This window comes from Pantoea sp. SIMBA_079, assembly GCF_046940275.1.
GTDB lineage: Bacteria > Pseudomonadota > Gammaproteobacteria > Enterobacterales > Enterobacteriaceae > Pantoea > Pantoea borealis.
Genome location: NZ_JAWRYR010000002.1, coordinates 229198 through 255846 on the forward strand (window position 1 = coordinate 229198; position 26649 = coordinate 255846).

Genomic DNA, 26649 nt, shown 5'->3' on the forward strand with positions numbered 1-26649 from the left:
AACGCGGCTGCCCGTTTTCTTTCTCGTCTGCCTCGCGCATTCCTGTCAGAGAGCTAGACTCACTAGCTGCTGTTAAGGGGAATTTTATGAAACTGGGTTTTGCGTGTAAGTATTTCGATCATGAGGCGAAGCAGCCTTTCCCATTCAAAAGCACCACCCGCACCCGCTTTCTGGGCATGGAGGGTGAGGCCGCCGCTACGCTGCTGATTGGGCTGGCCCGCACCAATCTCACCAACCTTTACGCGATGATCGGGCAGCTGGCCACGCTGCCCGATGCGCTGCGCATGATGCGTATCGGCAGCGATGTGCTGCCGCTCTATACCGTACCGCAGGCGACGCCGATTTATCGCGAGGCGATGTCGGAACTGGCACCGCTGTTTGCCCGCTGCGGCGAACTGGCGCGGGCCAGCAATGTCCGTCTCTCGTTTCACCCCGGGCAATATACGGTGCTGGCGTCGGATAATGAGGGCGTAGTGGAACGCGCAATTGAGGATGTCGAATATCACGCCATGTGCGCCGTCCTGATGGGCTATGGCCAGCATTTTCAGGATTTCAAAATCAATATTCATATGAATGGCAAAAATGGCTTTGCCGGCTTTCGAGACGCGTTTATGCGGCTCAGCCCTGAGGCGCGTAATATGCTGACGGTGGAGAATGATGAGGTTTCCTGCGCGCTGGATGATGTGCTGCAGGCGCGGGAGCTTTGTGCGGTGGTACTGGATATTCACCACCACTGGGTAAAAGAGAATGCCTTTATCAAGCCTGATGATAGCCGGATCGCACACATCATCGACTCCTGGCGCGGCGTCCGCCCGGTGCTGCACTACTCAATTGCGCAGGAAGGGTTGATCCCCGATCACGGTTTCCCCGATCAGAACGCGCTGGCGGCTTCTAAAATGAAGCTGCGTGCGCATTCTGATTACTTCTTCAATCAGACGCTAAATGACTGGGTGCTCTCGTTTGACCAGTTCGATATCATGTGCGAAGTCAAAATGAAAAACCTTGCCCGCGACCGGCTCTATTTCTATGCGCTGGAGCGCGGCGGCCACGCTACGGCGCCGTGATCACAATAGCGACGCGGCGGTTCTGCGCCCGTCCCTGCGAGGTACTGTTGCTGGCAACCGGTACCCGCATGCCCAGCCCGCGCGTCACAATGTTCTCGCGCGGGACGCCGCTGCTGGCGGCCCACTGCTGTGCGACAGCATCAGCCCGCCTGAGTGAAAGCTGCTGATTATAACCCGCTTCACCGTAGTTATCGGTATGACCATCAATGCGCAGATGCGTAATACCGGTGGCTGCCAGCGTGCCGGCCGTGGAGGCGATGCGCTGTTTACTGGCTGCGGTAAGTTCTGACTCATTAATGCCAAACAGAATACGGTTGGGTAACCCCAGCCCCCAGCCTTCGCTGTTCTGACTGAACCCCTCCTGCTGCAGCGCCGCAACCTGGGCACGGGTAAACCCGCCGGACTGGCAGCCCGCGCAGGTGAGTATCAGCGCCATCAGGCAACCATAGATTTTCACAGCCGATCCTTATTCAGTTTTTTGTTTTTATACATATGCAAATCTGCCCTCTCCAGCAGTGAGGCCACGCTGTCGCCAGACTGCGCCCAGGCATAGCCGATGGTGACCGAGGTGGTAATAGTGCGGTCTTCGCTGAGCGCGATAGGCTGGCGCACCGCGTGCTGTATGGCATCCTGAAGTTCCTGCAGCCGGGCAGGGGTGGTGCGGCTGGTCAGGACCATTGCGAACTCATCGCCCCCCATGCGTGCGACCAGATCGCCCTCTGAGACCAGGCCAGCCAGGCGTTCAGCGGTGGCTTTCAGCACTTCATCCCCGGCAGCGTGTCCCCAGCTGTCGTTAATGCATTTAAAGCGGTCACCATCCAGAAACAGCAGCGCAAAGCGCGGCGGCGTTAACGGACGATCGAGCAATTGCGCCAGCCGCGCCACAAAAGCAGAACGGTTCGCCAGACCCGTAAGCGGATCCGTCAGCGCTTTTTCTGCCAGCGAACGGTTATCACGCAGCAGCGATGCTTTCAGCGTCTGCATCTCACTCAGCAGCGCGTTCAGATCGCTGGAGAGCAGCTGAAACTCATTGATTGGCTCAGGCGGCACGCGCTGGGTAAAATCACCGGTGCGGATCACATAGTGAATGGCGCGCGTGATAGTGCGCATGGAGAGCAGAATGCCGCGATGGAGAAACTCGCTCAGCATAAAAGAGATCACCAGCACGCATAGCATGCCGCAGGTCAGGATCAGGATGGAGTAGTGGATAAACTCGCTGGCGCCATTCACCGTTCCGGCCAGCGACAGGCTGCCGGCCCGGGTACCCGCGTGCTGTATATCCACGGTGACCGGACTGGCGTAGATCCACTGCCGCAGCTGTTTTTCATAGAAGCCGCTGTGCTCGCGGCGGTTGACCCAGTCAACCAGTACAGTATGGCTGGCGGTAACCAGCTGCGCCGACGCAAACATCCCTTCATCACCCAGCATGGCAATCTTACTGTGCGCATCATAGCTGTCTTCAAACACCGTTGCCGCAGTAAGACTGGTGCTCAGCGTGGTGGCCGTCAGCGCCAGATTGCGGTTTTCATAACGTTTAATAAAGTAGAGAGAGGTCGAGGTCATCAGCAGCCAGCACAGCAGCAGGATCACCGCTGCATTTATGGTGCTGATGCGGCGCAGGCGACCGCGCAGTGATGAACCCTGACGTTTTCTCAGTAAAAATTTCATCTTATTGGTTCTCTTTACGCGACAGCATCAGCACATCGGGACTGACTTTGACGCCGCTGCGTGCCAGTGAATCGAGATTCACCGAAAAACGGGTACGTTCCTCACCAAAAATCATACAGAAAGTGGCGCCGGTTGCGCAGTCAGGGTTATTTTCCGCCATGCTAAGCACTGCTTTATCAGGCATTGCTGCCAGAGCCGCGTGCTGCTGAGCCGGGGTTTCCGTACCGAAATAAACTGCATCACAATGCAGCGCGGAGAGTCTGCCGGTGCTGTCAGCGCGCACGACGCTGAACGGCGTGGCAGGCGGTGCGTCGGCTGATGAAAGCGTAAGATGGCGGGCGGAGGTCAGGATACAGAGCTGCGGAACCTGCACCGGCGGTGGCCAGCGGGTAAAACTGAGGATGCCGCTGACAATGCGGTTAGCGCGATTGTCAGCAGCATGATCGGCGGCGTATGCCATCCGCCCGCTAAGCAGCACCAGCAGCGCAGGCAGTGCGCAGCAGAGCCAAAGGCAGGATCCTTTTGAATAGGGAGCAGGAAATCCTTTTATCTGCATGGCACTGTTCCGGGTCGGTAAAGCCGGGATAGTACCATTCTTCCGCACCAATACGCATCTGCGGCCCGTTGCAGTCGCTACAGAAGCGGCAAAATTTTACTCAAAACCAAGATCGCGTCCGTTACTGGCGATGACTTTTTTATACCACCAGAATGATTTTTTACGCGTGCGCTGCAGGGTGCCGTTGCCCATGTCGTCCCGGTCAACGTAGACCAGGCCGTAACGTTTACTCATTTCACCCGTAGAAGCGGCGACCAGATCGATACAGCCCCAGGTGGTATAGCCCATAACCGGTATACCGTCGGCGATCGCCTCTGCCATAGCTTCAATATGCTGCTGCAGATAGCTGATGCGGTAGTCATCATGGATCTCACCGGCGGCGGTAAGCTCATCGCGTGCGCCGAGGCCATTCTCCACCAGAAACAGCGGCTTCTGATAGCGGTCATACATCATATTCATGGTGATGCGCAGGCCCAGCGGATCAATTCCCCAGCCCCAGGCGCTGCGCGCGACGTGCGGGTTGTTCAGCGATTTGACAACGTTGGCGGCGCTGCTGTTCTGCTCATTCATCTCTGCCGAGGCGCAGCGGGAGGCGTAATAGCTGAAGGAAATAAAATCCACCGTGTGACGCAGAATGGCTGCATCTTCATCCGTTATTTCAAGGGTAACCCCTTTTTCGCGGAACAGCCGTGCGCTGTAGGCCGGATAGGCTCCGCGCGCCTGAACATCAATAAAGAACAGGTTTTCACGATCTTTCTGCAGGGCGGCCCAGACATCCTCTGGCTTGCACGACCATGGATAGAAGTTACCGCCCGCCAGCATGCAGCCCACCTGGTTCTGCGGATTAACCTCATGGGCGATCTTTGTGACCAGCGCGCTGGCCACCAGTTCATGGTGCGCCGCCTGATATTTCACCTGCTCATGATTTTCACCAGGCTCAAACACCAGACCTGCGCCTGAAAAGGGACTGTGCAGCAGGATATTAATTTCATTGAACGTCAGCCAGTATTTTACCAGACCATCAAACGCGTCAAAGCAGGCACGCGCGTACCGGGCAAAGAAATCGATCATTTTGCGATTGCGCCATGAGCCATATTCAATGACCAGATGCATCGGCACATCAAAATGACAGAGCGTAACCAGTGGCTCAATGCCGTATTTGCGGCATTCGGTAAAGACCTGACGATAAAAAGCGATGCCGTCTGCATTCGGCGTCAGTTCGTCACCGTCGGGAAATAGCCGGCTCCAGGCGATGGACGTGCGAAAGACGGTAAAGCCCATTTCTGCCATCAGCGCGATATCTTCTTTATAGCAATGATAGAAATCGATAGCGTCGTGGCTGGGATAGAATTCATCTTCGCGCAGCGTAAATCGCTTTTCCAGCCCCAGCTTGACCGCCATACGGTTAGCGCCATGCGGGATCATATCCACCGTGGTCAGCCCTTTACCACCGGCCAGATAACTTCCTTCAGACTGGTTGGCGGCTAACGCACCGCCCCACAAAAAACCGGACGGAAATGGCGTGTCAGACATAAAAACCTCAATCATTAACGGGTAGGGATGGCAACGTTTCCGGTTGCCGGCTGCGGCTTCTCTGCTGGTGCGGCAACAGGAATATCCTCAAAGCCGAGCAGCAGCGTCAGCACAAATGAAACCACTACAGACAGCACCATGACGCCGCCAACCCAGACAATGCTCATGGGATTAGCAGGATCAAAAAACTGAACGCTGGTAAACAGGCCCGGTGAAGCCATAGAGTGGCTGGCGAGTCCGCCGATGCCGGCCACTGCACCGCAGATAAAGCCGCTGATCAGGCTGGCGATCAGCGGGCGGCGCAGCCGTACGGCCACACCGTACAGCGCTGGCTCGGAAATACCGGCCACAATTGCAGAAGCCGCGGCGGCAAAAGCGGTCTGTCGCAGCTCCGGATTTTTGGTTTTAAACGCGACCGCCAGCGACGCACCGCCGAGCGAGAGGTTGGCACCGATCTCTGACGGCATCACCATGCCCTCTTTGCCGGTTTCAGCGATGGTCTGAATAATGGTGGGAGTAAAGACGCGGTGCATACCGGTCATTACCAGCAGCGGCCATAGCGCACCCATAATGGCGACCGAAAGCCAGCCCAGATAGCCATGAATGGTATAGACCAGAGCAGAGATACCGCTGCCAATCCAGATCCCCAGCGGTCCGACAAGCAGAATCGCTACCGGTGCGGCCAGCAGCACAATCAGCATCGGCTTGAGAAAGTTTTTGGTGACGGCAGGGGTAATGCGATCAACCCCGCGTTCGATCCAGGAGAGGAGCCAGGTCATCACCAGTGCGGGGATCACCGTATAAGTATATTTCACCGCGGTTACCGGAATAAACGCGAACTCCACTGCCTGACCCTGCGCGGCTTTCGCCATCAGATCGATGAAGTTGGGGTGCACCAGCACACCGGCAATAGCGATCGCCAGCGACATATTGGTTCTGAATTTAAGAGCGGCTGATGCAGCGACCATCACCGGCAGGAAAAAGAAAGCGCCGTCGCCAATGACGTTGAGAATAATCAGCGTGGAGCTGCCTTTTTCCAGCACGCCGCCCATCTCCAGCATCATCGCCAGCAGCTTAACCATCGAGCCACCGATGATAGCCGGGATCAGCGGTGACATGGTGCCCACCAGCGCATCAAGAATACCGGCCCCGATACGGCGCAGCGTGATTTTACGGGCCGGCGCGGCTGCCGTGGCAGAAGCATCTGGCGTGCCGAGCTGCTGCACAGCCTGATAAGCGAGGTTCACGTCATTGCCAATGATCACCTGACACTGGGTATCGGTGTAGACCACGCCCATGACGCCCGGGATCGCTTTTAGCTCTGCGTCATTGATCTTCTCACGTGCGCTCACAACAAAACGCAGTCGCGTCATACAGTGGGTCACTGCCGTAATGTTCTCCAGACCGCCAAGCGCAGCGACAATAGAACGGGCGGCATCAGCGTACTTATTCGCCATGATGTCTGTCTCAGTTTTCAGGGTAAGAGTGTCCGGCAGCAGGCTGCCTGTTTTTTATTCATGAGAAACCGGTTTCACAAAATCATGAGGCGTGTAATGTGTTCGGGCAAGGTATTTAAAATTTAATGTTCTCAATTGTGACGCAGATCAGATGCCTTCGGGCGGGGCAAAACATAATTTCTATGCGTTTCCTGATACTTAGATAAACTCAGAGCAGGAGACCCTAAACAGGCAGATTATGACCACCATTACTGAAGTAGCAAAACGCGCGGGTGTATCAAAAGCGACAGTGTCACGCGTCTTGTCAGGCAACGGCTACGTCAGCCAGGATACGCGGGAAAAAGTGTATGCAGCCATTGCCGAAACCGGCTTCCGGCCTAATCTGCTGGCGCGCAATCTGGCGACGCGCTCCAGCCAGACAATTGGTCTGGTCATTACCAATACCCTCTACAGCGGCAGCTATTTTACCGAGATGATGCAGCATTCAGCACGCATGCTCGAGCAGCAGGGACGCCAGCTGTTGCTGGTCGACGGCAAACACAGTGCGGCAGAAGAGCGGGCAGCCATTGAATTTCTGCTCGATCTGCGCTGCGATGGCGTCATTATTTATCCACGCTTTCTTTCCATTGAAGAGATGGACAGCATCATCGCTCAGCACCGCCATCCGATTCTGGTGATCAACCGTCGCCTGCGTCAGCACACCAGCTACTGCATCTTTGCCGATCAGCACGCCACCAGCGCGGCAGCAGTTGAGCAACTTATCCTGCTGGGGCATCGCGAGATCGCGTTTATTACCGGATCGCTGGATTCGCCTACCGGACGCGAGCGCCTGGCGGGTTATCAGGCGGCGCTGGCGAAGCATGGCATTGCGTTTGATCCCGCACGGGTGGTGGAAGGGCGCTGGCAGGCGGAACAGGGCGTCAGGGCTATTGAGCAGCTGGTAGCGCAGCAGATCCGCTTCAGCGCAGTGGTGGCAGGCAATGATGAAATGGCAATCGGCGCGCTCAGGGCGCTGGCCGCTCAGGGAATTGCCGTGCCGCAGCAAGTGGCGGTGGTGGGGTTTGATGATATTCCACTCGCGCCGTATACCATTCCGTCGTTGTCGAGCGTAAAAATGCCGGTGACAGAGATGATCCATGAAACCATTGCCCGTCTGGTTGCCATGCTTGACGGCGGCGATCTGAGGCCCGGTGCGCCGTACACCGGCACGCTTATCCGGCGCGAATCTCTGGCTGCAGGCCCCTGGTTTTCCCGCGATGATCAGTGATTAAGCAGCGCCTGCCGGAAGGAGAGAATATGCACCCGCGTAGCCGCTTCCGCCTGTTGTACATCACCCTGTTCCAGCGCAGAAATAATCGCTTCATGCTCGGCGATCACCTCTTCCATGTGCCGGACGCTGGAGAGCGTGGTGGCCCAGAAGCGCTGTGCCTGGGCATGAATAATGCTCAGAATATCGGTGAGACGCCGGTTTCCGGCGATCTCCGCCAGTCCCTGATGAAATTCCCGATCCAGCAGCATCATCGTCTCTCTTTCATGCGCCGCACCGGCATGTGCGATTTGCTGATTAAGCTGTCGCAGGGCGGCAATCTGCGCGTCACTGATACGTGCCACAGCCAGCCTGACGCATAACGCTTCATTTACCAGCCTGACTTCAATCAGTTCAAGTGCATCATCAATAGAGAGCGGCGAAACCATGACGCCTTTACGGGGAATGATCTGCAGCAAACCCTCTGTAGCCAGCCGGTGCACCGCCTGGTTGACCGGCGTGCGCCCCATCTGCAGATCTTCCATCACCTGGGCCGTATTCAGATAGTCGCCGGGTTTATAACGCAGCGTGATCAGGCGATGTTTAAATGCCAGATAGGCTCGCTCATTCAGTGAAAGCGTTTTTCCCTCCGCCTGCGGGTTCACATTTTCAGCCATTACGTCACTCATTACGCACATCCTTTTTTGGGTACTGAGACATATTACACAAAAACCTGGCATGAAATTGGCTACTTTGAAATCACAGTGAAATTTCACAGGCATTTCAAGCCAGGAGAAAAACCATGCAGCTACGTTTCACCACGCAGGATAACCCGCCTCTGGCGCTGGACGTTACCATCAGCCGACTGGTTATCGCGGGCTGGGCCGGCCGCGATCGTGAGGCCGTATTGCACCATATCCGTGAACTGGAGGCGCTGGGTGTGCCCGCTCCTGGTGCAGTGCCGCTGTTCTATCGCGCTACACCGACGCTGCTGAGCCAGCAGGCAAACGTGGATGTGGTGGGAGAGCAGACGTCAGGAGAAGCTGAGCCGTTTGTCTTTTTTCACAAGGGGGAGTGCTGGGTTTCGCTTATCTCTGACCACACCGATCGCCATCTGGAAACCTTCAGCGTGGCGCTTTCAAAACAGGTATGCGTTAAACCGGTTGCGCAGCAGGCATGGCGCATGGCAGAGGTTGCCGCACACTGGGACCAGCTGGAGCTGCGTGCCTGGATAAAGGAAAACGGCGACTGGGTCACTTACCAGTGCGGCACGCTTGATGCACTGCTCTCTCCGCAGGAGCTGATGACGCGGTTCTCCGGTAAGGCGAGTGAAGAGGAGGGATTTGCGCTCTCCTGCGGCACGCTGTCGGCAATCGGGGGAATTCGTCCCGCTGCAGCGTTTCGCATGGCGCTGCATGACCCGGTGCTGAATCGCACGCTGGAACACAGCTATTCGCTGTCCACTCTGCCGGTTATTGCCTGATGGAGACGCGCCTTATGACAACCTTATGGCAGGCAAGCCAGCAGCTGCAGGCCGGCGAAACCACATCGGTGGCGCTGACAGCACAGGCGCTGGCGGCAATTCAGGCGGAACAGGGCGAGGGCACGCGCGCGTTTACACAGGTGTGGGCAGAACAGGCGCAGCAGCAGGCGATCGCTGCCGATGCGCGCCGGGCGCGCGGTGCAGCACGCTCACCGCTCGATGGTGTGCCGGTCAGTATTAAAGATCTGTTTGACGTCGCAGGTATGCCCACGCTGGCCGGATCACGGCTGCCCGGTTTTTCTCCGGCGGCGGCAGACGCCACTGTTGTGCAGCGTCTGCTGCAGGCGGGCGCCGTGATCGTAGGGAAAACCAATATGACGGAATTTGCGTTTTCCGGTCTGGGTATTAATCCGCATTACGGCACGCCTGCCAACCCGTGGCGGCGGCAGGAAAAACGCATTCCGGGTGGCTCATCGTCCGGTGCGGCAGTGGCCGTTACTGATGGTATGTCAGCCGGCTCCGCAGGCACGGATACCGGCGGCTCGGTACGTATTCCGGCCGCACTCTGTGGTCTGACCGGCTTTAAGCCCAGCGCCAGCCGTATCGATCAGCAGGGCACGCTGCCGCTGGCACCGTCGCTCGACAGTATCGGCACGATTGCTCATGACGTCCGGAGCTGCTGGCTGCTGGATAGCGTTATTGCCGACGCGCCGCTGACGCCTGAGCCGCGCAGTCTGGCTGACGCCCGGTTCCTGATCCCCCAAACCCGCGTGCTCGACGGCCTGGATGAGAGCGTCAGCGTAGCCTGGCAGCGCGCGCTCAAAATACTGCGCGAAGCGGGTGCGACGCTGACAGAGCAGCCGATGCCTCTGCTGGACGAGCTGGATACCCTCAACGCGCGCGGCGGTATCACCGCGTATGAAGCCTGGCAATGGCACCAGGCGTGGGTGGAGAGCTATCCGGCAGCGTACGATGCGCAGGTGTTGGTGCGGATCCGGCGCGGCAGCGCGCTGACACAGCAGGACGCCGCGCAGCTCTATCAGCAGCGCCGGGCGTGGCAGCAGCAGGTCAGCGCGGCCCTGTTGCCTTTTGACGCGCTGCTGATGCCCACTGTGCCGCTGATCGCCCCCACCATTACCGAACTGGAGGATGAAGAGCGCTACCGCGAAGTCAATCTGCTGATGCTGCGCAACACCAGCGTGATCAACATGCTGGATGGCTGCGCCATTTCACTGCCCTGTCATACGCCCGGCGATGCGCCTGTCGGCCTGACGATCGCCTCAGTTCATAACCAGGATGCAGCGCTGCTTAGCTGGGCCGCTGCTGCCGAATCTGCCCTGCAACGGAGTTTATCCCATGAGTAATCCCCACGGTATGCTGTTTGTCGCCACCAATGTAGCACCCGAAGATGAGGCTGATTTTAACCAATGGTATGACCATGAACACGTTGAAGAGCGTGTCGCCATTGAAGGCTTTCTCAGCGGCACGCGCTATCGTGCCGTAGCCGCTGCGCGCCGCTATCTGGGCCTTTATGAAACCGCCTCCCAGGAGACTTTTACCAGCGCCGCTTATCACGCCGCCTTTACGCGCCAGACGGAATGGTCAGTCGCAAATCTTAACCGGATGATTGATCCGATGCGGCGGGTTTGCGCCGTGACGCACCGGCATGGCCGGGGTCAGGGCGCGCACCTTGCCATGTTGACCCTGCCTGCAGGTCCTGACGGCGCGGCGCTGCAGGCGTGGCAGCAGCATCTGCAGCAGGTACCGGGCTATATCTCCTCCTGCCTGCTGACGCCGGATGTGTCACTCAGCACGCCGTTGCCGCGCGAAACCCATGCCCATCGTCCGATGCAGTCCATGCTGCTGCTGCACTGTGCTGATGAAACCGCCTGCATCGCGCTGGCCGATCGGGCCGCCCAGGCATTTCATGCTGATGCCGAGCGCTACGCGCTGAGCTGGCAGCTTACCCGACAGGAGATCTCCTATGAGTAATAACGACTCCACTCTGCCACAGGTATCACAGCCTGACGTCACGCACTCTGCCGCTACAGGCGCAAGTAAAACCCGGCGGCTGGCCGCTGCCAGTTCCATCGGTACGGCGCTGGAATGGTACGACTTTACCGTTTACAACATCATGGCGGCGCTGGTGTTTAACCATGTCTTTTTCCCCAGCTTCGATCCGCTGGTCGGCACCATTCTGGCGTTCTCAACGTATGCCGTTGGCTATGTGTCCCGTCCGGTAGGCGGCTTTATCTTTGGGCATCTTGGCGACGTGGCCGGGCGTAAAGCGGTGCTGGTTACGACGCTGGTGATTATGGGCGTCACGACGGCTCTGATGGGGATGCTGCCCGGCTACGCCAGCTGGGGGATCTGGAGTCCGGTGCTGCTGGTCGCGCTGCGGTTTATTCAGGGCATTGCACTCGGCGGCGAATGGGCTGGCGCAGTACTGCTCTCGATGGAACACGGTGAAGCCACCAAGCGCGGGCGTAACGCCTCATTTGCGCAGGTAGGGCCGTCGTGCGGCACGCTGATTGGCACCGGGTTTATCACGCTTGTGACCCTGTCACTGAGCGGCGAGGCCTTTCAGGAATGGGGCTGGCGCATACCGTTTTTGCTGAGCCTGCTGCTGGTTATGTTTGGGCTGTGGCTGCGCCGTGGTGTTGATGAGACACCGACTTTCAGGGCAATGAAACAGGCTGATAAAACCACTCAGGCCCCGCTTAAAGAGGTGTTTACCCATCATCGACGTGCGCTGCTGATTGCCGGTGGTTCACGTATCGGCTCTGATGTGCTCTATGCGCTGGTGGTGGTCTTTACGCTGACCTACGTGACCACGGTGCTGCAGCTGCCGCGTCCGTTAGCGCTGCTGGCCACCATGCTTGGTGCCATCGGCAATGCGATTACGGTACCGATGTTCGGCGCCTTATCCGATCGTCTGGGCCGCCGTCCGGTCTATATTGGCGGTGCAGTGCTGGGCGTGATCTGGAGCTTTGTCTTTTTTGTCCTGCTCGACAGCTCTCAGCCGGTGCTGATTGTACTGGCGGTGATAGTCGGGCTACTGATCCATGCGATTATGTACGGTCCGCAGGCAGCTTTTGTGACCGAGCAGTTTCCCGGTCATGTGCGCTATGCCGGCTCCTCACTCGCCTACACGCTGGCCGGTATCATCGGCGGCGGCTTTGCGCCGCTGATTATCACTTCGCTATACCGTGAGTCGGGTAGCACTCTGTGGGTATCTCTTTATGTGTCCCTGGCGCTGCTGATCACGCTGCTTGCCCTGTGGAAAGCGAAAGAGACTGCGCACAAGCCACTATGAATGTCGCTGGCGAGGGACCGCCGCATTTTTTCGCATCGGGTTATCGTCCGGCACCGTCATCACAATTTGTGCCAGCGGACCCGGACGTCCAATGTAGTAACCCTGTACCGCGTCGCAGGCAAGCGCCTGCAGCTGCGCCATATGTCCGGGGGTTTCCACCCCTTCAGCCGTAACTGACAGCGAATAGGCTCTGCCCAGCCCAATCATATTCTCCACGACCTGACGCGCCTGCGGTGACTCACCCAGGGGGAAAATAAACGATTTGTCGATCTTAAGGCCATCAAACGGAAACGCGCGCAGATAACAGAGCGAAGCGTAACCGGTGCCAAAATCGTCAATCAGAAATTTTACGCCGAGAGCTTTAACTGCCTGCATGGTCGCCAGCGTTTTTTCAGGATCGCTCAGCAGTGCGTTCTCTGTGACTTCTATCTCCAGCCGGTGATTGGGCAGGCCGCTGAGCTGAAGCACCTGCGCAATACGTGACGGCAGCGCATCATTCTGGAGTTCCGTCGCTGAGATATTGACTGATACGGATAGCGCTGGCTCAAACTGAACAATATCGCTGCAGGCGCGCAGCAGCACCCAATCGCTTAGCGCGCTGATCAGGCCGGTCTCTTCCGCCAGCGGGATGAACTGATCGGGCATCAGCAGACCCAGTCGCGGATGCTGCCAGCGTACCAGCGCTTCTACTGCTGTGACCTCTCCGGCTGCCAGCGCATAACGTGCCTGGTAAACCAGTGCCAGCTGTTCACTGTTTATCGCATCGCGCAGTTCATGCTCCAGCTCGCGGCGCTGCACAATTTTTTCTTCCATATCGCGATCAAAAAAGACCCACTGATTGCGTCCGCTATTTTTCGCCTTATACAGAGCAATATCGGCATAACGCAGCAGATCGCTGGCGTTATCGGCATCCTGCGGCGCCAGTGCAATGCCCAGACTGGCCCCGATGTGCAGCGTGTTGTCACAGACCTCAAACGCGTCATTGATACGCGCTATCAGCTGCTGACACAGCGCGACAATACGATCGCGGCTGTTCATTTCAGGCAGGATTGCCACAAACTCATCGCCCCCCAGGCGCGCCACCAGTCCGTGACTGCCGAGGCAGGCGCGGATACGGCCCGATACTTCATGCAGAACCTTGTCGCCTGCAGTGTGACCATAGATATCATTGACCGGTTTAAACTTATCCAGATCGATCATGATAATCGCCAGGCGATGTTGCGGATCGGATGGCAGACTGAGTTTTCCCGTCAGGAATTCTTGCATCTGCACCCGATTAGCCAGCCCGGTCAGCTCATCAAAATGGGAGAGGTAGTGCGCCCGCGCCTGCGCCTCATACTCCAGCGTGATGTCCGTAGCGCTGCCGCGAAAACCGCTGACGCCCTGAGTCAGCATCACCTCTTTCAGCGTCAGGTTGCAGTAGCGCATGTGTCCCTGCGCAGAGCGATAGCGGCAACCGGTCAGGGTTAGCTGGCCGCCGGACTGCTGAAACAGCATCAGGCGGCTGCGATATTTCTCGTAATCAAGCAGAAAATCCGCCAGCGTCCGCTGTATCCACTCCTGGCTGCTGAAGCCGGTTACTACCGGAAAACGTCCTGAAATCCAGACCAGGCGCAGCTGACTGTCCATTTCCCAGATCCAGTCCGTAGTGGTTTCTGCGATGTCGCGAAAGCGCCGTTCGCTGGCGCTCAGGGCGAGCTGGCTCTGTCCCAGTAACCAGGTGCTTTCATCATTAAGCTGCGCTTTGCGCAGCGCGCTGCGCATCAGCATCAGTGCGGTAAACAGCGAGAGCAGCATAATCAGCACCAGCAGAGGCAGTAATTCTGTCAGCAGCGCACCGCCGGGATTCGCGCTGCGCCAGATCAGCGCAACCTGCTTATCACCCACAGCGATCAGCAGGTGCGGAGAGGCAGGCCGGGCAGCAGGTGATGCGTCCAGATGAAGGTTGTGAATGCCATACTCCTGACCCAGCTTAAGCAACTTCTGTGGCGTCAGGCGATCTGTGAAAACCATTAGCGAGGGCGGGCCAGGCAGCGTTGTTACGCTGCGGTCGCCACCTGGCGTAATCCATGCCGCGCTATACAGCGTAAGCTGCGCGTCCGCCAGCACGTAGTCACTGATCGCATTGCCCGCGCTCGCCTGCAGCTGTGCTTTAATGCGGCGCAGCGGATCGGTGCCCAGCCAGAGGGCAAGTGAGCGCGCTTCCGGCCGGCCACGGATCACACTGTAGCGCGTTTCATCCTGCGGCGAGATCACAAATACCCCCTCATAGGCGAAGGTATCAAACAGCGACGCGCCAAGATTCTGATTATCCCATGCCCAGCGGCGGTTCAGCGTGCGGTGCAGGTTCTGGTATGCCTCACCCCATCCGGCATTATCAGAGAGGTGAAACTGCATCACCGCTTGTCTCGTCTGAAGCGCCTTATCCAGCAGCAAAGATTGCTGGCGATCCGATTGCTGATTTAAATCGCTGGCGATAAACATCAGGCTGATAAACGCACCGGTAAAGGCCAGCAGGATCAGTAATACCATCATCATCATTGGCTGACGGATCAGTCCACGCATTTGCCCACGTGAGGGGGAGTCGACAAAAGAGGTCTTCGCTATCATAGGCTTAATACGCTGAGTAAAATGACATTACAAAAGTATGTTCAGGTTATCGGCACAGGTCAGTAAAACCTGATGCATAAGCGCGATTTTACGCCGTGATAACCCTGCCTGAGAGCCAGTGCGAAAAATATGCAGGCTGTAAAACTGAATCTGACGGGGCATAGTTAATAACCGGCCCTGAATAAACGTGCGTTCCGGTTCTTCAGCACAAGTATAGTCAGCTCCGCAGACATGGCGGGGGAGCAAAATGACTGAAATGTGTGGCCATAAATTTTTATAACGCTTTTCTTTTTAATTAAGATAATTTTAATCTTAATAGGAATAAGCCTTATTGATTGTAAATCTGCGTAAGTGATAATTTGACTTATGTCTACCTCTTACTTTTACTGAGAACATCATGCAGGCTCGTATTACTCACCTCGACGGGATGCGCGGTTTAGCTATTCTGATGGTTATCGCCTATCACGCCTGGGCGCGCTGGCCAGAACTGCTGCCTTATGTCGCCGCTACTCAGCATCTGCCGCTATTTTCTTTTGGCTGGGCTGGTGTGCAGCTCTTTTTTATGATCTCGGGCTTTGTTATTTTTATGACGCTTGATAAATCAGAGAGCTATATTAGCTTTCTGCAAAAGCGCTGGCTGCGGCTATTTCCGGCGATGTTAATTGCCAGCCTGCTGCTCTATATAGCCGGAGGATTTTTTCCGGAATGGTCGCTTATGACCCCCTATGCGAAAAACCTGCTGCCGGGGCTACTGTTTATTAATCCTGAGACGCTGACGCAGTTAACCGGCATTTCGTTTCACTCTATGGCGGGCTCATTCTGGTCGCTCTACGTTGAAGCGCTGTTTTATCTGATTATCGGCGCTGTCTATTTCACTGCGGGACGTAAATTTTGTCTGCCGGCGCTGATTTTGCCGATGCTGTTACTCTCTGCTGCTTCAGTGGTTAAGTCACTCGGTTATCCGCTGCTGGTGGACATTATCTCCAAACTGGGATTTATTCATTACGCCTGGTTTATGGTGGGTTGCCTGGTCTATGAACGCTTGCACGGGCGCGACAGACGCTACCACTATCTGCTGGTTGCGCTCGCGCTGCTGATTAATTTTAGCTACTACGTTAAGAACAGCGGGGCAGTTGCGCTGATACCGCTGGTAGCAGTGCTGCTGTTTTTTATTGCCAGCTTCAGAATGACGCGGATCCAGCATGTCCTGTCACTGCGACTGTTTACCGCTACAGGTTTCATCAGTTATGCCCTCTATCTGATCCATGAAAATTTGATGATAGCGATGCTGATTAAGGTGAATCACATTATTAAAAGTGACACTGTCATGATGATATTGCCGCCGGTTATGGTTATTGTGCTGTCGGGCGTAGCTTACCTGATCACCCGGTACGCAGAGCCGGCGCTGCGCCGCGCGCTGCAGAAAAAACGGCTGCCGGCCACACCGGCCACGGGCAGCGACGTTTGACAGTGAGCGGGAAGCGACAGCCTCCCGCCCGTTTCAGACATCAAGGCGGTGAATAACGTTAACAAATTCGTGAACGCCGCTGTTAATCTCGCGCAGACTGCGTGACAGCATGCCGATTTTCTCCTGTTCCGCCATCACAAATTCCCGCACTTCATCCAGCTGCTGATACATCTCTTTTATCAGCAAGCTGTTCTGTTGCACAACGTCGGTGATTTGCCGGGTAGCGCTGGCAGTGGAAGCGGCCAGCCGCCGCACTTCAGCAGCAACGACGCTGAAGCCGCGGCCTGCTTCACCTGCACGCGCTGACTCAATAGCAGCATTCAGCGCCAGAATATTCGTTTGCGATGCGATAAGATTAATGCTGTTAACCACCTCGCCAATGTTTCTGGCAGACGCATTAAGCTGCATGCCAATTTCGGTTGCTGCATTAACCCGCTGAGCCACCAGACCTGAATTGCGCACCGTTTCATCCAGCACGTCGTTGGCATTGTCGGTGATCTGTGAGGTTTCGCCTGATGTGGTCAGGGCGATATCCGCTACCCGCTTAGCTGCTTCCACGCGCGCAGTGATGTCAGAAGCGATTTTGATCACTTTGTAGACCCGGCCATCCGCATCCACGACCGGGTTATAACTCGCCTCCAGCCAGATGCGCTCACCGCTGGCGGTTTTACGCTCAAAACGGCCGACAAAATGTTGCCCGCGGGCAATTTTTTGCCAGAAATCGGGATGAAGATGATAAAAATCGTCATAGCAGAAGAGGCGGTGATGCTGGCCGATAATCTCTTCGCTGCCATACCCCATATGCTGCAGAAAATTGGCGTTGGCGCTGAGAATTTCACCTTCAGGCGTAAACTCAATCACCGCCATGGAGCGATCAAGTGCAGTGATGATCGCCTCTTTGTGTTCCAGTTCCTGATGGCGCGCGGTGATATCACTGGCGACTTTGATCACTTTATACACCCGGCCTTTATCATCGCTGACCGGAAAGTAGGTGGCGCTCAGATAAAAGCGCTGCTGCTGACGATTAAAGCGCTCAAAAATGCCGGTGATCGACTCTCCCTGCGCCAGCGTCTGCCAGAAACGGCGATAGCTTGCTGTCTGGCTGTAAACCGGTGAACAGAAGAGACGATGATGCTGGCCCTGGATCTCCTGCAGCTGATAACCCGTCAGTGTCAGAAATAACGCGTTAGCATCAACAATTTCACCGTCCGGCGTAAATTCAATCCAGGCAACATGCTGTCTGATAGCATTGATATCACGATGAACGCCAGCGCTGTGACTGAACGGCAGCGTCAGGCGTGAAGTGTTCACCCCAAACATAGATGACCTCTGTCAGATAGTGTGCAGTTAAGTAGCGCGACTGCTTCAAAAAGGGTCGCGTAATTTCATCCAGCAAAGAGCGTGTGTCGCGCTGTATGTTTTCCCCTCACTTTCCATGTTGTCCTGAGCACCGGCAGCCGTTAAGCGAAAACGGGCATCAGTCAGGGGGCATTTTTAATCAGTTCAGGTTCCTGGTGCTGGCAATTAAGGTGATGCTGAATCTATGTTATCGACGGCAAAAAACAAAAAATGAGTAAAAATTCTAATTAAAATGCATTGAGGTAATTTTACCGGCAGACGCCTGAGGAGAGTGAGTATGCCGCTCTGTCAGGTGCTCCAGCGCTGCCGCAAAAAACGCCAGGCTTCTTGTTAAAGGGGTAATTTAAATATAGGTTACCTGTGCTGTACAAAATGGATAAGCCAGACTGGCTGCCACCAACGGAGAGCTTTGTGATGACGACACCGCTGTGTAAAAAACTCCCTCTGCGCTATCCGATTATTCAGGCTCCTATGGCAGGCGTTTCGACACCGGAACTGGCGGCTGCAGTCAGCAATGCCGGTGCGCTTGGTTCGCTGGGTCTGGGCGCCTCCTCTCCGGAAGAGGCCGCGCGTCTGATACGTCAGACCCAGGCGCTTACCCGCCAGCCTTTTAACGTCAATCTGTTCTGCCATTCGCCCGCTATACGCCATGAAGCGGTCGAACAGGCATGGATAGCACGTTTCGCCGATCGTTTTGCTGCCCTGGGCGCGCAGGCGCCTGTACACCTGGAGGAGATCTATCCCACTTTCTGCGGCCATGAAGCGATGCTGCAGGTGATTGAAGAAACGCGTCCGGCCGTAGTGAGTTTTCACTTTGGTTTACCGCCGGCGGATACCCTGCGCCGGCTGAAAGCATGCCGGATTGTTACGCTGGCAACGGCTACCAGCGTGGCGGAAGCGGAAGAGATAGCGCAGCAGGGGATCGATATGATTGTGGCGCAGGGTTATGAAGCCGGGGGTCATCGCGGCAGTTTTGCCGCGGAGGGAGACGATCATCAGCTCTCTACGCTGACGCTGATACAGGCAATAAACGCGCGGGTTGCGTTGCCGGTGATTGCAGCAGGCGGGATCATGAACGGTGCGGCAATCAGCGCGATGCTGGCCCTGGGGGCCAGCGGCGTGCAATCCGGCACCGCTTTTCTTCTCTGCCCTGAATCCGCTACCACGCCAGCCTGGCGTCAGGCGCTCCAGGATGCGGCTGTGACGGGCACCACCATGACTGCGGCGATTTCCGGTCGTGAGGCGCGCTGTCTGCGCAACACATTCTGCAAGATCGCACACGCTATTCCCCGGACAGAGATCCCTGCTTATCCGCTGGCCTATTCAATGAGTAAAGCGCTGGCTAAGGCCGCGCTTGCGCAGGGTGAAACCGGATTTGGTGCCTACTGGGCGGGGGAAGGGGCGCCTCTGGCACGTGAACTACCGGCGGCAGATGTGATCCGGGAGCTGGTCACAGAGTGGCATGCGGCGTCTGGCCAGGGCAGCCTGACTGATGCTATACAACCATTCTCTTTATAACGTGGCAGGTATCGATAATGAACGCGATGACGTTACAGGAAGCGGCAAACGGACGCTGGCTTAATCCACCGCAGGCGTGTTTATTCAGTCAAAACAGATTACAGCTGACGACTGCCGCCCGCACCGATTTCTGGCAGCGCACCTGGTATGGTTTTGAGCGCCATAGCGGTCACGCCTTTGGGTTTGACGTCACAGAGGATTTCACGCTGCAGGTGAGGGTGGAGGCAGATTTCACAACGCTTTACGATCAGGCAGGCATCTTTATAGGCGAAAATGAGCAGCAGTGGGTAAAAGCGGGCATTGAGTTTAATGATGAGCGTCCCGCTATCGGCTGTGTCGTAACACGGCAATTTTCCGACTGGTCAACCGGTCTCTTTCCGGGCGATGCCCGTAATTTCTGGCTGCGCGTCACGCTGCGCAATGAGGCGCTGCGCATTCAATACTCAGCAGATGGCAATGTCTGGCCGCTGCTGCGTCTATGCCACTGGCCTGCGGCACCCTCGCGTTTTGCAGGGATCATGGCCTGTACCCCGGAGCGGGGAGGGCTTGAGGTGACGTTCAGTGATTTCTGGCTGGGGCCGCCCGTTGATAAAGCGCTGCATGATTTAAGCTGACCCAACCGGATAACCTGCTGCTTGCTATCAAATGACAATCGGGCTAGCCTGCTGATCGTTGAAATAATCACGTTACGTACAGGCACAGGCTAATGGCAGTTATTCCGAAAAATTACTCACGGCTGGAGAGCGGCTACCGTGAAAAAGCGCTTAAAATCTATCCGTGGGTATGTGGGCGCTGCGCCCGGGAGTTCGTCTACTCAAATTTGCGCGAGTTGACGGTTCACCATATCGATCACGATCACACCAATAATCCGGAAGATGGCAGTAACTGGGAGCTGCTTTGCCTTTACTGTCACGACCATGAACACTCAAAATATACCGAAGCCGATCAGTACGGTACGCGGGTAGTGGCTGGAGAAGATGCGCAGGATGAGGTAGGTGCAGCGACCTATAATCCGTTCGCCGATCTGAAATCGCTTATCAGTAAGAAAAAGTAGCAGCGGGCTGCCATATACAGTTACAGGTAAGTAAAACGAGGCGGCAGATAAGCTGTGTTATACTGGATCCGCGTACTTTTCTAAGTCGCGAATTTCACTGGCGCTTATGCCAACCCGATACGCCCAGCCGGGTGTCGGGCTCTTTTTTCACCCGGTTACGGGCACAAAAAAACCCGCACGCGGCGGGTTTTTTTATCAGCAGCATTTAACTGCTCAGACTACTGTCTTCATCGCTATCGTAAGCGCTGCCGATCGTCAGCGCAACTTACAGTGCGGTAACGTTAGCAGCAGCTGGACCTTTAGCACCATTCTCGATGGTGAAAGAGACCTTCTGGCCTTCGTCCAGGGTTTTGAAGTTATCACTCTGGATTGCAGAGAAGTGTACGAATACATCTTTGCTGCCATCTTCAGGAGTGATAAAGCCGAAACCTTTATCTGCGTTGAACCATTTTACTAAACCAGTCATTTTGTTAGACATAGATACTTCCTTAATTGATGAGCCATAAACTATGGCGATGGTGGCCTGTATCAGAGCGTTACTTATTGGGCACTTAGGAGGAGGCTCATGAAGAAGGGGTATCTGTGGATAACACTTGAACTGAGGACTGCTTTACTAAAACTGCTTCATAAGGTCTGTATTCCAAACCGATGACGCTATTAAGCCACACCTGATCCGGTTTAGCAACACTTATATTACATTGCCTTCAATACCTCGTTTAATACCTCGTTCAGCACTGCCCGCACTGGTTTTCGCTGTCCGGACATAGCCGGAACGGGTTAAAACCCACGCTTCATTCGCTCTTCTCTTAACGCATCATCATGATTTGTGATGAAGATCACAAATGCAATCTTCAGCAACGCTGATGTAAAACTAACTGAAAATAGGCTATTGAATGATAATAATTATTATTTATAATCTCATTCAAATTTTAAGGCAGAGGAATAGAAGTCTGTCGTTACAGGTCGATGCAAGACATATGTGACTGATTTTAATGCTTTATATTTTTTATATTTTCGCTGGAGCAGCAGAGCCTATGACACCTGTTGACTGACTGATCAGCAGGTACTCAAGAATTTTAGTAACGGGAAAGGATTATGTTTACACATTCATCTGCGCAATCATTACCAAACATTACCTCTGAGCCGCAGTCTGGCGCGCCGGAGAGCTGGCTTTTTAACGATCGTCAGCTTGATGCATGGGCCGGACAGACGCAGGAGGTGCTTAAGCTCCTGACTCATACGGTGCAGGGCGTTGAAAAGCCGTTCAGCGGTATTCTGCCGCACGAGCTGGCAAACGAGTTCCGCAGTGTGGATCTTGATTCGCCGCTGGGCAATAACGAAGCTGCACTGGCCGAGCTGGCTCAGCTTTATCTGCGCGATGCAGTCTGGTTTCATCATCCTAAATATGTTGCGCACCTGAATTGCCCGGTTGTCCTGCCGTCACTGATGGCAGAGCAGGTAATGGCCGCAGTGAACAGCTCGGTTGATACCTGGGATCAGAGCGCTGGCGGCACGCTGATTGAGCAAAAAGTTATCGACTGGACGCTGGGACGTATTGGCCTGCCCGCTACCGCTGACGGTATTTTTACCAGTGGCGGGACACAGTCTAATTTGATGGCGATGCTGCTGGCCCGCGACAGCTGGTGCGAAACGCATCATCCGGGGCATCTGATTAAATATCGTGGCCTGCCTGAGACCGCCGGAAAGTGGCGCGTATTTACCTCCAAATTAAGCCATTTCAGTATTCAGAAATCGATGGCGATCCTCGGTCTGGGCTACGATGCCGTTGTGCCGGTTGACCATGACGCAGATTATCGTATGGATGCCGATCTGCTGGAACAGGAAATTCAGCGCTGCCGTGAAGAGGGGCTGATCCCGATTGCAGTGGTGGCGACCAGCGGTACGACCGATTTTGGCAGCATCGATCCGCTAAAAGATATCGCCGCGCTGTGTCAGCGCAATGGACTGTGGATGCACGTTGATGCCGCTTATGGCTGCGGTCTGCTGGTTTCAGAACAGCATCGCCAGCGTCTGCGCGGTATTGAACAGGCAGATTCAGTCACCGTTGACTACCACAAATCGTTCTTTCAGACGGTGAGCTGTGGGGCATTCTTTGTGCGTAATAAAGATCATCTGAAGCATGTTACGCACCATGCTGACTATCTCAATCCGCTGAGCGCGCAGCAGGAAGGGACGCCAAACCTGGTTAATAAAAGTATTCAGACCACGCGTCGCTTTGATGCGCTGAAGATGTGGCTGACGCTGCGCGTCATGGGCCCGGCCGCACTGGGTGAAGCCTTTGATACGCTGATTGACCTTGCACAGCTCGCGCATCAGCTTCTGCGCGAACATCCGGCAATAGAAGTGCTGCACGCGCCTGAACTCACCACGCAAATATTTCGCTTTGTGCCGCGCCAGTCGCTCAGCGGCCCGCAGCTCGACGATATCAACGCCGCGATCCGCAAAGCGCTGTTCCGTTCCGGCAACGCCATTGTGGCAGGCACCAAAGTCGATGGCCGCCAGTATCTGAAGTTCACCTTATTAAATCCTGCGACCACCGCTGCAGATCTGGAAGAGGTTATTAACCTGATTGCGCATTACGGGCGCGAGCAGCTGCGCACGACCGCGCTCCATGCGGTTAATCAGTGAGAGCTTTGTTATGAATAACACCGTTTACGATTTTATAGGCATCGGAATTGGCCCGTTCAACCTCGGACTGGCCTGTCTTAGCGAACCGGTAGAGGGACTCAACGGCGTATTTCTCGATCAGAATGCGGGCTTTGACTGGCATACCGGCATGATGCTGGAGAGCGCCCACCTGCAGACGCCGTTTATGGCCGATCTGGTGACGCTGGCGGATCCTACCAGCCCTTATAGTTTGCTGAACTATATGAAAGAGAGAGGAAAGCTCTACTCATTTTACATCCGGGAAGACTTTTTCCTGATGCGTAAAGAGTATAACCAGTATTGCCAGTGGGCCTGTGAACGTCTCAGTAACCTGCGCTGGAATCGTCACGTTGAGTATGTGAGTTACGATGCTGAGCAGGCGGTTTACCGCGTACAGGCGGTGAATCGTCAGAGCGGCGCAACCGAAGAGTGGCTGACGCGTCATCTGATCCTCGGCACCGGCCCGGTGGCCTGGCTGCCGGAGTGCACTCAGCCGCATCGTCAGCGTATTACGCACTCCAGCGACTACCTGAAAAATAAAGCAGAGCTGCAGCAGAAACGCTCCATCACCGTGCTGGGCAGCGGTCAAAGCGCGGCTGAAATTTACTATGACCTGCTCAGCGATATCGATCGGTTTAATTATCAGCTGAACTGGATCACCCGGGCGCCGCGCTTCTATCCGCTGGAGTACACCAAGCTGACACTGGAGATGACGTCGCCGGAGTGGGTCGACTATTTCCATGCGCTGCCGCCGGCAAAGCGCGACCGGCTCAATGCAAATCATAAAAATCTCTATAAAGGCATCAACAGCAGCCTGATTAACGATATCTATGATCTGATGTACGTCAAACAGCTCGATGGCCCGCTTAACGTCAATCTCTTTACTCACTCAGCGCTGACCGATCTGCGCTGGCTGCCGGCAGGAGAGTTTGAACTTTCGCTCTGGCAGCAGGAGCAGGAGTGCGCCTTCACCCGCCGTACCGAAGGGCTGGTGATGGCGACCGGCTATCACTACCGGCCGCCGATGTTTATTGAAGGCATCAGTCAGCGGCTACGCTGGGACGAGCAGGGTCGTTACGATGTGCAGCGTAATTACAGCATCGATCATCACAACCAGATTTTTGTACAAAACGCAGAGCTGCATACGCACGGGTTTGTGACACCGGACCTCGGCATGGCCTGCTACCGCAACTCGGTTATTTTGCGCGAAATTACCGGACGCGAAGTCTATCCGGTAGAGCAGCAGATCGCGTTTCAGACTTTCCCGGCACAGACGGAGCGCTGACATGAGCACAGAAATAATTTACAGCGTTCAGCGACCGGCGGGTACCTTCAGCCTGCGCCCGATGCAGGCCGCCGATGCCGTCCTGATCCACAGCTGGGTAACGCGCGATTACGCCCGCTTCTGGGGCATGCAGAATGACACGCCGGAACAGGTTGCTGCTTTTTATAACGGGTTGATCGCAACTCACCCGCATGCCGCCCTGATTGGCTGCTGCGAAGGAACGCCGGTGTTTCTGATGGAGTGTTATCGCGCCAGCGAGGATGAAATCGGACGGTTTTATCCGGCCGCGCCCGATGATTACGGGATGCATATTCTGATTGCGCCCGCCAGCACGCCGATCCGGCAGTTCAGCTGGCAGGTCTTTACCGTCGCGATGGATTACCTGTTTAGTCTGCCGCAGGTCGGACGCGTGGTGGTGGAGCCTGACGTACGCAATGAGAAAATTCACCGGCTGAACAAACGGGCCGGCTTTCACTATCAGCACACACTCGATCTCGGACATAAAACCGCCTGGCTGGCCTTTTGCCAGCGCGAAGATTATCAACAGGCTCTTGAGCAGGATATTTTGACCATGAACACACCCTCTGCGCTGCTGACAGGATCCCACCTTACCGGTGATAACTGGGCACAGGCAAACCGGATGCTGATCCGCAAAGCGATCAGCGAGTTTGCCCACGAAAAGCTGGTTACGCCCGCTGAAAACGGCGACGGCTGCTATACGCTGGCCGTACCGGGCGGCGAAGCAACTTATCAGTTCCGCGCAGAACGTCTGGCGCTGGACCACTGGAATATTGACGCCGCGTCACTGCAGAAGCAGGAAAATGGTCGTCCGCTGACGCTGGATGCGCTGCAGTTTATCGTGGAGTTTAATCAGCAAATCGGCATTCCGCAGGCGCTGCTGGCGACCTATATGGAAGAGATCAGCAGCACGCTCAGCAGCAGCGTCTATAAGCTGCAGAAGCAGAACCCGGATGCGCAGGCCCTGGTGCACGCTGATTTTCAGACCACAGAAGCGGCAATGACCGAGGGGCATCCCTGTTTTGTCGCCAATAATGGCCGTATCGGTTTCGACGCCCGCGATTATCTCGCTTTTGCGCCAGAGGCTGCCGCCCCGGTACAGCTTATCTGGGTGGCAGTGCATCAGCGCAACGCCCATTTTTCCAGTCTGAGCACGCTGAGTTACGAGCAGCTGATGCGTGATGAGCTGGGTGCAGAGACCCTGGCCCGGTTTACAGAGCAGCTCAGCGCGCGCGGGCTGAATGCGGATGAGTATATCCTGATGCCGGTGCATCCGTGGCAGTGGCAAAACAAACTGCTGACGGTGTTCGCGGCCGATATTGCTCATCAGGATATTGTCTGGCTCGGCGAGGGCGACGATCGCTATCAGGCGCAGCAATCGATTCGCACCTTCTTTAACCGCAGTCAGCCCGCAAAGCGCTACGTCAAAACCGCGCTGTCGGTACTTAACATGGGCTTTATGCGCGGCCTGTCCCCCTATTATATGGCTACCACGCCCGCCATTAATGAATGGCTGGAACAGCTGGTCAGCGGCGACGCGTGGCTGCAGCGCTGCGATTTCCGCATTCTGCGGGAGGTTGCGGCGGTGGGCTACCATAATCGCTACTACGAGCAGGCCATCAGCGGTGATTCTGCTTATAAGAAGATGTTTGCTGCCCTGTGGCGTGATAATCCGGCGGCCAGCCTGCAGCCGGGGCAGCGCCTGATGACCATGGCCGCTTTTCTGCACGTCGATCACCACCAGCAGGCGCTGCTGCCGGCGCTGATTGCAGACTCCGGTCTGCCGGCAAAAGAGTGGGTGGCGCGATACCTGGACTGCTATCTCAGTCCGCTGCTGCACTGCTTCTACCAGTACGATTTAGCCTTTATGCCACACGGCGAAAACCTGATCATGCTGCTGGAAAACAATGTGCCGGTCAGCGCCTATATGAAAGACATTGGCGAAGAGATCGCCGTCATGAACCCGGACGCGCAGCTGCCGGAAAAGGTCACCCGGCTGGCGGTGGATGTGCCGGACGATCTCAAGTTGCTGTCGATTTTTACTGACGTCTTTGACTGCATTTTCCGTTTTATCAGCGCCATTCTGCACGATTCCGGCACGCTGTCGCAGGATCAGTTCTGGCAGGCGGTGGCGCAGTGCGTGAAAGAGTATCAGCAGGCGCATCCGGAGCTGGCGGCTAAATTTGCACGTTTTGATATGTTTACCCCGGCGTTTACCCGCTCCTGCCTTAACCGGCTGCAGCTGGCAAATAATCAGCAGATGATCAACCTCACCGACCCGGCTGAAAATCTGAAGTTTGCCGGTACGCTGGATAATCCGATTGCCCGCTGGCGCTGACAGAGCGCT

General features: G+C 55.8%; 22 protein-coding genes. 13 read left to right on the forward strand and 9 right to left on the reverse strand.

Annotated elements, in window-relative coordinates; translation table 11 throughout:
- The first annotated feature begins 86 nt into the window (after window positions 1–86).
- Window positions 87–1064, forward strand: a complete 978-nt coding sequence (locus tag SB719_RS05035; protein ID WP_304231630.1) for a UV damage endonuclease UvsE — start codon at window positions 87–89, stop codon at window positions 1062–1064.
- On the opposite strand, the gene SB719_RS05040 is transcribed toward SB719_RS05035, so the two are convergent.
- From SB719_RS05040 to ascF, 5 genes are all read right to left on the reverse strand, one after another.
- The gene (locus tag SB719_RS05040) at window positions 1051–1521 is read right to left on the reverse strand and encodes an OmpA family protein (protein WP_412158978.1); all 471 of its coding nucleotides are present in this window, start codon (window positions 1519–1521) and stop codon (window positions 1051–1053) included. The genes SB719_RS05035 and SB719_RS05040 overlap by 14 nt on opposite strands.
- Window positions 1518–2732 carry a diguanylate cyclase domain-containing protein gene (locus tag SB719_RS05045; RefSeq protein ID WP_304231628.1) on the reverse strand — a complete coding sequence of 405 codons (1215 nt, stop codon included), beginning with the start codon at window positions 2730–2732 and terminating at the stop codon, window positions 1518–1520. Before SB719_RS05045 ends, SB719_RS05040 begins: the two co-directional genes overlap by 4 nt.
- 1 nt (window position 2733) lies before the next feature.
- Window positions 2734–3288: a YfiR family protein gene (locus SB719_RS05050; protein ID WP_304231626.1), complete on the reverse strand. Its 555-nt coding sequence runs from the start codon at window positions 3286–3288 to the stop codon at window positions 2734–2736.
- A gap of 96 nt (window positions 3289–3384) precedes the next feature.
- The gene (locus tag SB719_RS05055; protein ID WP_412158979.1) at window positions 3385–4821 is read right to left on the reverse strand and encodes a 6-phospho-beta-glucosidase; all 1437 of its coding nucleotides are present in this window, start codon (window positions 4819–4821) and stop codon (window positions 3385–3387) included.
- Between the two features lie 14 nt (window positions 4822–4835).
- Window positions 4836–6278 (reverse strand): PTS cellobiose/arbutin/salicin transporter subunit IIBC, encoded by a 1443-nt coding sequence (gene ascF, locus SB719_RS05060; protein WP_292968669.1) that lies wholly within the window; start codon window positions 6276–6278, stop codon window positions 4836–4838.
- Window positions 6279–6516: 238 nt separating this feature from the next.
- On the opposite strand from ascF, the gene SB719_RS05065 reads away from it, so the two are divergent.
- Window positions 6517–7545: a LacI family DNA-binding transcriptional regulator gene (locus SB719_RS05065; RefSeq protein ID WP_065647423.1), complete on the forward strand. Its 1029-nt coding sequence runs from the start codon at window positions 6517–6519 to the stop codon at window positions 7543–7545.
- Here the strand turns inward: SB719_RS05065 and SB719_RS05070 are convergent.
- Window positions 7539–8213 carry a GntR family transcriptional regulator gene (locus tag SB719_RS05070; RefSeq protein ID WP_412158980.1) on the reverse strand — a complete coding sequence of 225 codons (675 nt, stop codon included), beginning with the start codon at window positions 8211–8213 and terminating at the stop codon, window positions 7539–7541. The genes SB719_RS05065 and SB719_RS05070 overlap by 7 nt on opposite strands.
- 113 nt (window positions 8214–8326) lie before the next feature.
- Here SB719_RS05070 and SB719_RS05075 point away from each other — a divergent pair, with 113 nt between their 5' ends.
- The 4 genes from SB719_RS05075 to SB719_RS05090 are packed head-to-tail and all read left to right on the forward strand — an operon-like array spanning window position 8327 to window position 12323.
- On the forward strand, window positions 8327–9007 hold the full coding sequence (locus SB719_RS05075; protein WP_412158981.1) for a DUF2848 domain-containing protein: 681 nt from the start codon (window positions 8327–8329) through the stop codon (window positions 9005–9007).
- 14 nt (window positions 9008–9021) lie between these two features.
- A complete protein-coding gene (locus tag SB719_RS05080; RefSeq protein ID WP_412158982.1) occupies window positions 9022–10371 on the forward strand; it encodes an amidase in 1350 nt (449 codons plus the stop codon).
- Window positions 10364–10999, forward strand: coding sequence for a DUF4286 family protein (locus SB719_RS05085; protein ID WP_304231616.1), 636 nt, complete (start codon window positions 10364–10366; stop codon window positions 10997–10999). Before SB719_RS05080 ends, SB719_RS05085 begins: the two co-directional genes overlap by 8 nt.
- A complete protein-coding gene (locus SB719_RS05090; RefSeq protein ID WP_314687482.1) occupies window positions 10992–12323 on the forward strand; it encodes an MFS transporter in 1332 nt (443 codons plus the stop codon). Before SB719_RS05085 ends, SB719_RS05090 begins: the two co-directional genes overlap by 8 nt.
- Here SB719_RS05090 and SB719_RS05095 read toward each other — a convergent pair.
- Window positions 12318–14888: an EAL domain-containing protein gene (locus SB719_RS05095; protein ID WP_412158983.1), complete on the reverse strand. Its 2571-nt coding sequence runs from the start codon at window positions 14886–14888 to the stop codon at window positions 12318–12320. The two genes, SB719_RS05090 and SB719_RS05095, sit on opposite strands and share 6 nt — an antisense overlap.
- A gap of 442 nt (window positions 14889–15330) precedes the next feature.
- Between SB719_RS05095 and SB719_RS05100 the strand changes: the two genes are divergently transcribed.
- The gene (locus SB719_RS05100; protein WP_412158984.1) at window positions 15331–16401 is read left to right on the forward strand and encodes an acyltransferase family protein; all 1071 of its coding nucleotides are present in this window, start codon (window positions 15331–15333) and stop codon (window positions 16399–16401) included.
- Window positions 16402–16434: 33 nt separating this feature from the next.
- Here SB719_RS05100 and SB719_RS05105 read toward each other — a convergent pair whose 3' ends face one another.
- Window positions 16435–17721: a methyl-accepting chemotaxis protein gene (locus SB719_RS05105; protein WP_292968674.1), complete on the reverse strand. Its 1287-nt coding sequence runs from the start codon at window positions 17719–17721 to the stop codon at window positions 16435–16437.
- 453 nt (window positions 17722–18174) lie between these two features.
- Between SB719_RS05105 and SB719_RS05110 the strand changes: the two genes are divergently transcribed.
- The 3 genes from SB719_RS05110 to yajD all read left to right on the forward strand — a co-directional run bounded on the left by SB719_RS05110 (window position 18175) and on the right by yajD (window position 20332).
- Window positions 18175–19278, forward strand: coding sequence for an NAD(P)H-dependent flavin oxidoreductase (locus SB719_RS05110; protein WP_412159030.1), 1104 nt, complete (start codon window positions 18175–18177; stop codon window positions 19276–19278).
- Window positions 19279–19295: 17 nt separating this feature from the next.
- Window positions 19296–19892, forward strand: a complete 597-nt coding sequence (locus tag SB719_RS05115) for a DUF1349 domain-containing protein (RefSeq protein ID WP_065647415.1) — start codon at window positions 19296–19298, stop codon at window positions 19890–19892.
- Window positions 19893–19984: 92 nt separating this feature from the next.
- Window positions 19985–20332: an HNH nuclease YajD gene (yajD, locus tag SB719_RS05120; protein WP_065647414.1), complete on the forward strand. Its 348-nt coding sequence runs from the start codon at window positions 19985–19987 to the stop codon at window positions 20330–20332.
- A gap of 265 nt (window positions 20333–20597) precedes the next feature.
- Here yajD and cspA read toward each other — a convergent pair whose 3' ends face one another.
- Entirely contained in the window at window positions 20598–20810 is a 213-nt protein-coding gene (gene cspA / locus SB719_RS05125; protein ID WP_065647413.1) for an RNA chaperone/antiterminator CspA, read from the reverse strand.
- 617 nt (window positions 20811–21427) lie between these two features.
- Here cspA and SB719_RS05130 point away from each other — a divergent pair.
- The 3 genes from SB719_RS05130 to SB719_RS05140 are packed head-to-tail and all read left to right on the forward strand — an operon-like array spanning window position 21428 to window position 26640.
- The gene (locus tag SB719_RS05130; protein WP_304231605.1) at window positions 21428–22981 is read left to right on the forward strand and encodes a pyridoxal phosphate-dependent decarboxylase family protein; all 1554 of its coding nucleotides are present in this window, start codon (window positions 21428–21430) and stop codon (window positions 22979–22981) included.
- 10 nt (window positions 22982–22991) lie between these two features.
- Complete coding sequence (locus SB719_RS05135) at window positions 22992–24284, forward strand: lysine N(6)-hydroxylase/L-ornithine N(5)-oxygenase family protein (RefSeq protein ID WP_065647647.1); 1293 nt, start codon at window positions 22992–22994, stop codon at window positions 24282–24284.
- Between the two features lies 1 nt (window position 24285).
- The gene (locus tag SB719_RS05140; RefSeq protein WP_304231602.1) at window positions 24286–26640 is read left to right on the forward strand and encodes a GNAT family N-acetyltransferase; all 2355 of its coding nucleotides are present in this window, start codon (window positions 24286–24288) and stop codon (window positions 26638–26640) included.
- Window positions 26641–26649: the final 9 nt, after the last annotated feature.

Excerpts from the sequence above, each read along its gene's own strand:
- SB719_RS05035 (WP_304231630.1), top strand. The coding sequence starts at position 87 with ATGAAACTGGGTTTTGCGTGTAAGTATTTCGATCATGAGGCGAAGCAG.
- SB719_RS05045 (WP_304231628.1), bottom strand. The coding sequence starts at position 2,732 with ATGAAATTTTTACTGAGAAAACGTCAGGGTTCATCACTGCGCGGTCGC.
- SB719_RS05050 (WP_304231626.1), bottom strand. The coding sequence starts at position 3,288 with ATGCAGATAAAAGGATTTCCTGCTCCCTATTCAAAAGGATCCTGCCTT.
- SB719_RS05055 (WP_412158979.1), bottom strand. The coding sequence starts at position 4,821 with ATGTCTGACACGCCATTTCCGTCCGGTTTTTTGTGGGGCGGTGCGTTA.
- ascF (WP_292968669.1), bottom strand. The coding sequence starts at position 6,278 with ATGGCGAATAAGTACGCTGATGCCGCCCGTTCTATTGTCGCTGCGCTT.
- SB719_RS05065 (WP_065647423.1), top strand. The coding sequence starts at position 6,517 with ATGACCACCATTACTGAAGTAGCAAAACGCGCGGGTGTATCAAAAGCG.
- SB719_RS05070 (WP_412158980.1), bottom strand. The coding sequence starts at position 8,213 with ATGAGTGACGTAATGGCTGAAAATGTGAACCCGCAGGCGGAGGGAAAA.
- SB719_RS05075 (WP_412158981.1), top strand. The coding sequence starts at position 8,327 with ATGCAGCTACGTTTCACCACGCAGGATAACCCGCCTCTGGCGCTGGAC.
- SB719_RS05080 (WP_412158982.1), top strand. The coding sequence starts at position 9,022 with ATGACAACCTTATGGCAGGCAAGCCAGCAGCTGCAGGCCGGCGAAACC.
- SB719_RS05085 (WP_304231616.1), top strand. The coding sequence starts at position 10,364 with ATGAGTAATCCCCACGGTATGCTGTTTGTCGCCACCAATGTAGCACCC.
- SB719_RS05090 (WP_314687482.1), top strand. The coding sequence starts at position 10,992 with ATGAGTAATAACGACTCCACTCTGCCACAGGTATCACAGCCTGACGTC.
- SB719_RS05095 (WP_412158983.1), bottom strand. The coding sequence starts at position 14,888 with ATGCGTGGACTGATCCGTCAGCCAATGATGATGATGGTATTACTGATC.
- SB719_RS05100 (WP_412158984.1), top strand. The coding sequence starts at position 15,331 with ATGCAGGCTCGTATTACTCACCTCGACGGGATGCGCGGTTTAGCTATT.
- SB719_RS05105 (WP_292968674.1), bottom strand. The coding sequence starts at position 17,721 with ATGTTTGGGGTGAACACTTCACGCCTGACGCTGCCGTTCAGTCACAGC.
- SB719_RS05110 (WP_412159030.1), top strand. The coding sequence starts at position 18,175 with ATGACGACACCGCTGTGTAAAAAACTCCCTCTGCGCTATCCGATTATT.
- SB719_RS05115 (WP_065647415.1), top strand. The coding sequence starts at position 19,296 with ATGAACGCGATGACGTTACAGGAAGCGGCAAACGGACGCTGGCTTAAT.
- yajD (WP_065647414.1), top strand. The coding sequence starts at position 19,985 with ATGGCAGTTATTCCGAAAAATTACTCACGGCTGGAGAGCGGCTACCGT.
- cspA (WP_065647413.1), bottom strand. The coding sequence starts at position 20,810 with ATGTCTAACAAAATGACTGGTTTAGTAAAATGGTTCAACGCAGATAAA.
- SB719_RS05130 (WP_304231605.1), top strand. The coding sequence starts at position 21,428 with ATGTTTACACATTCATCTGCGCAATCATTACCAAACATTACCTCTGAG.
- SB719_RS05135 (WP_065647647.1), top strand. The coding sequence starts at position 22,992 with ATGAATAACACCGTTTACGATTTTATAGGCATCGGAATTGGCCCGTTC.
- SB719_RS05140 (WP_304231602.1), top strand. The coding sequence starts at position 24,286 with ATGAGCACAGAAATAATTTACAGCGTTCAGCGACCGGCGGGTACCTTC.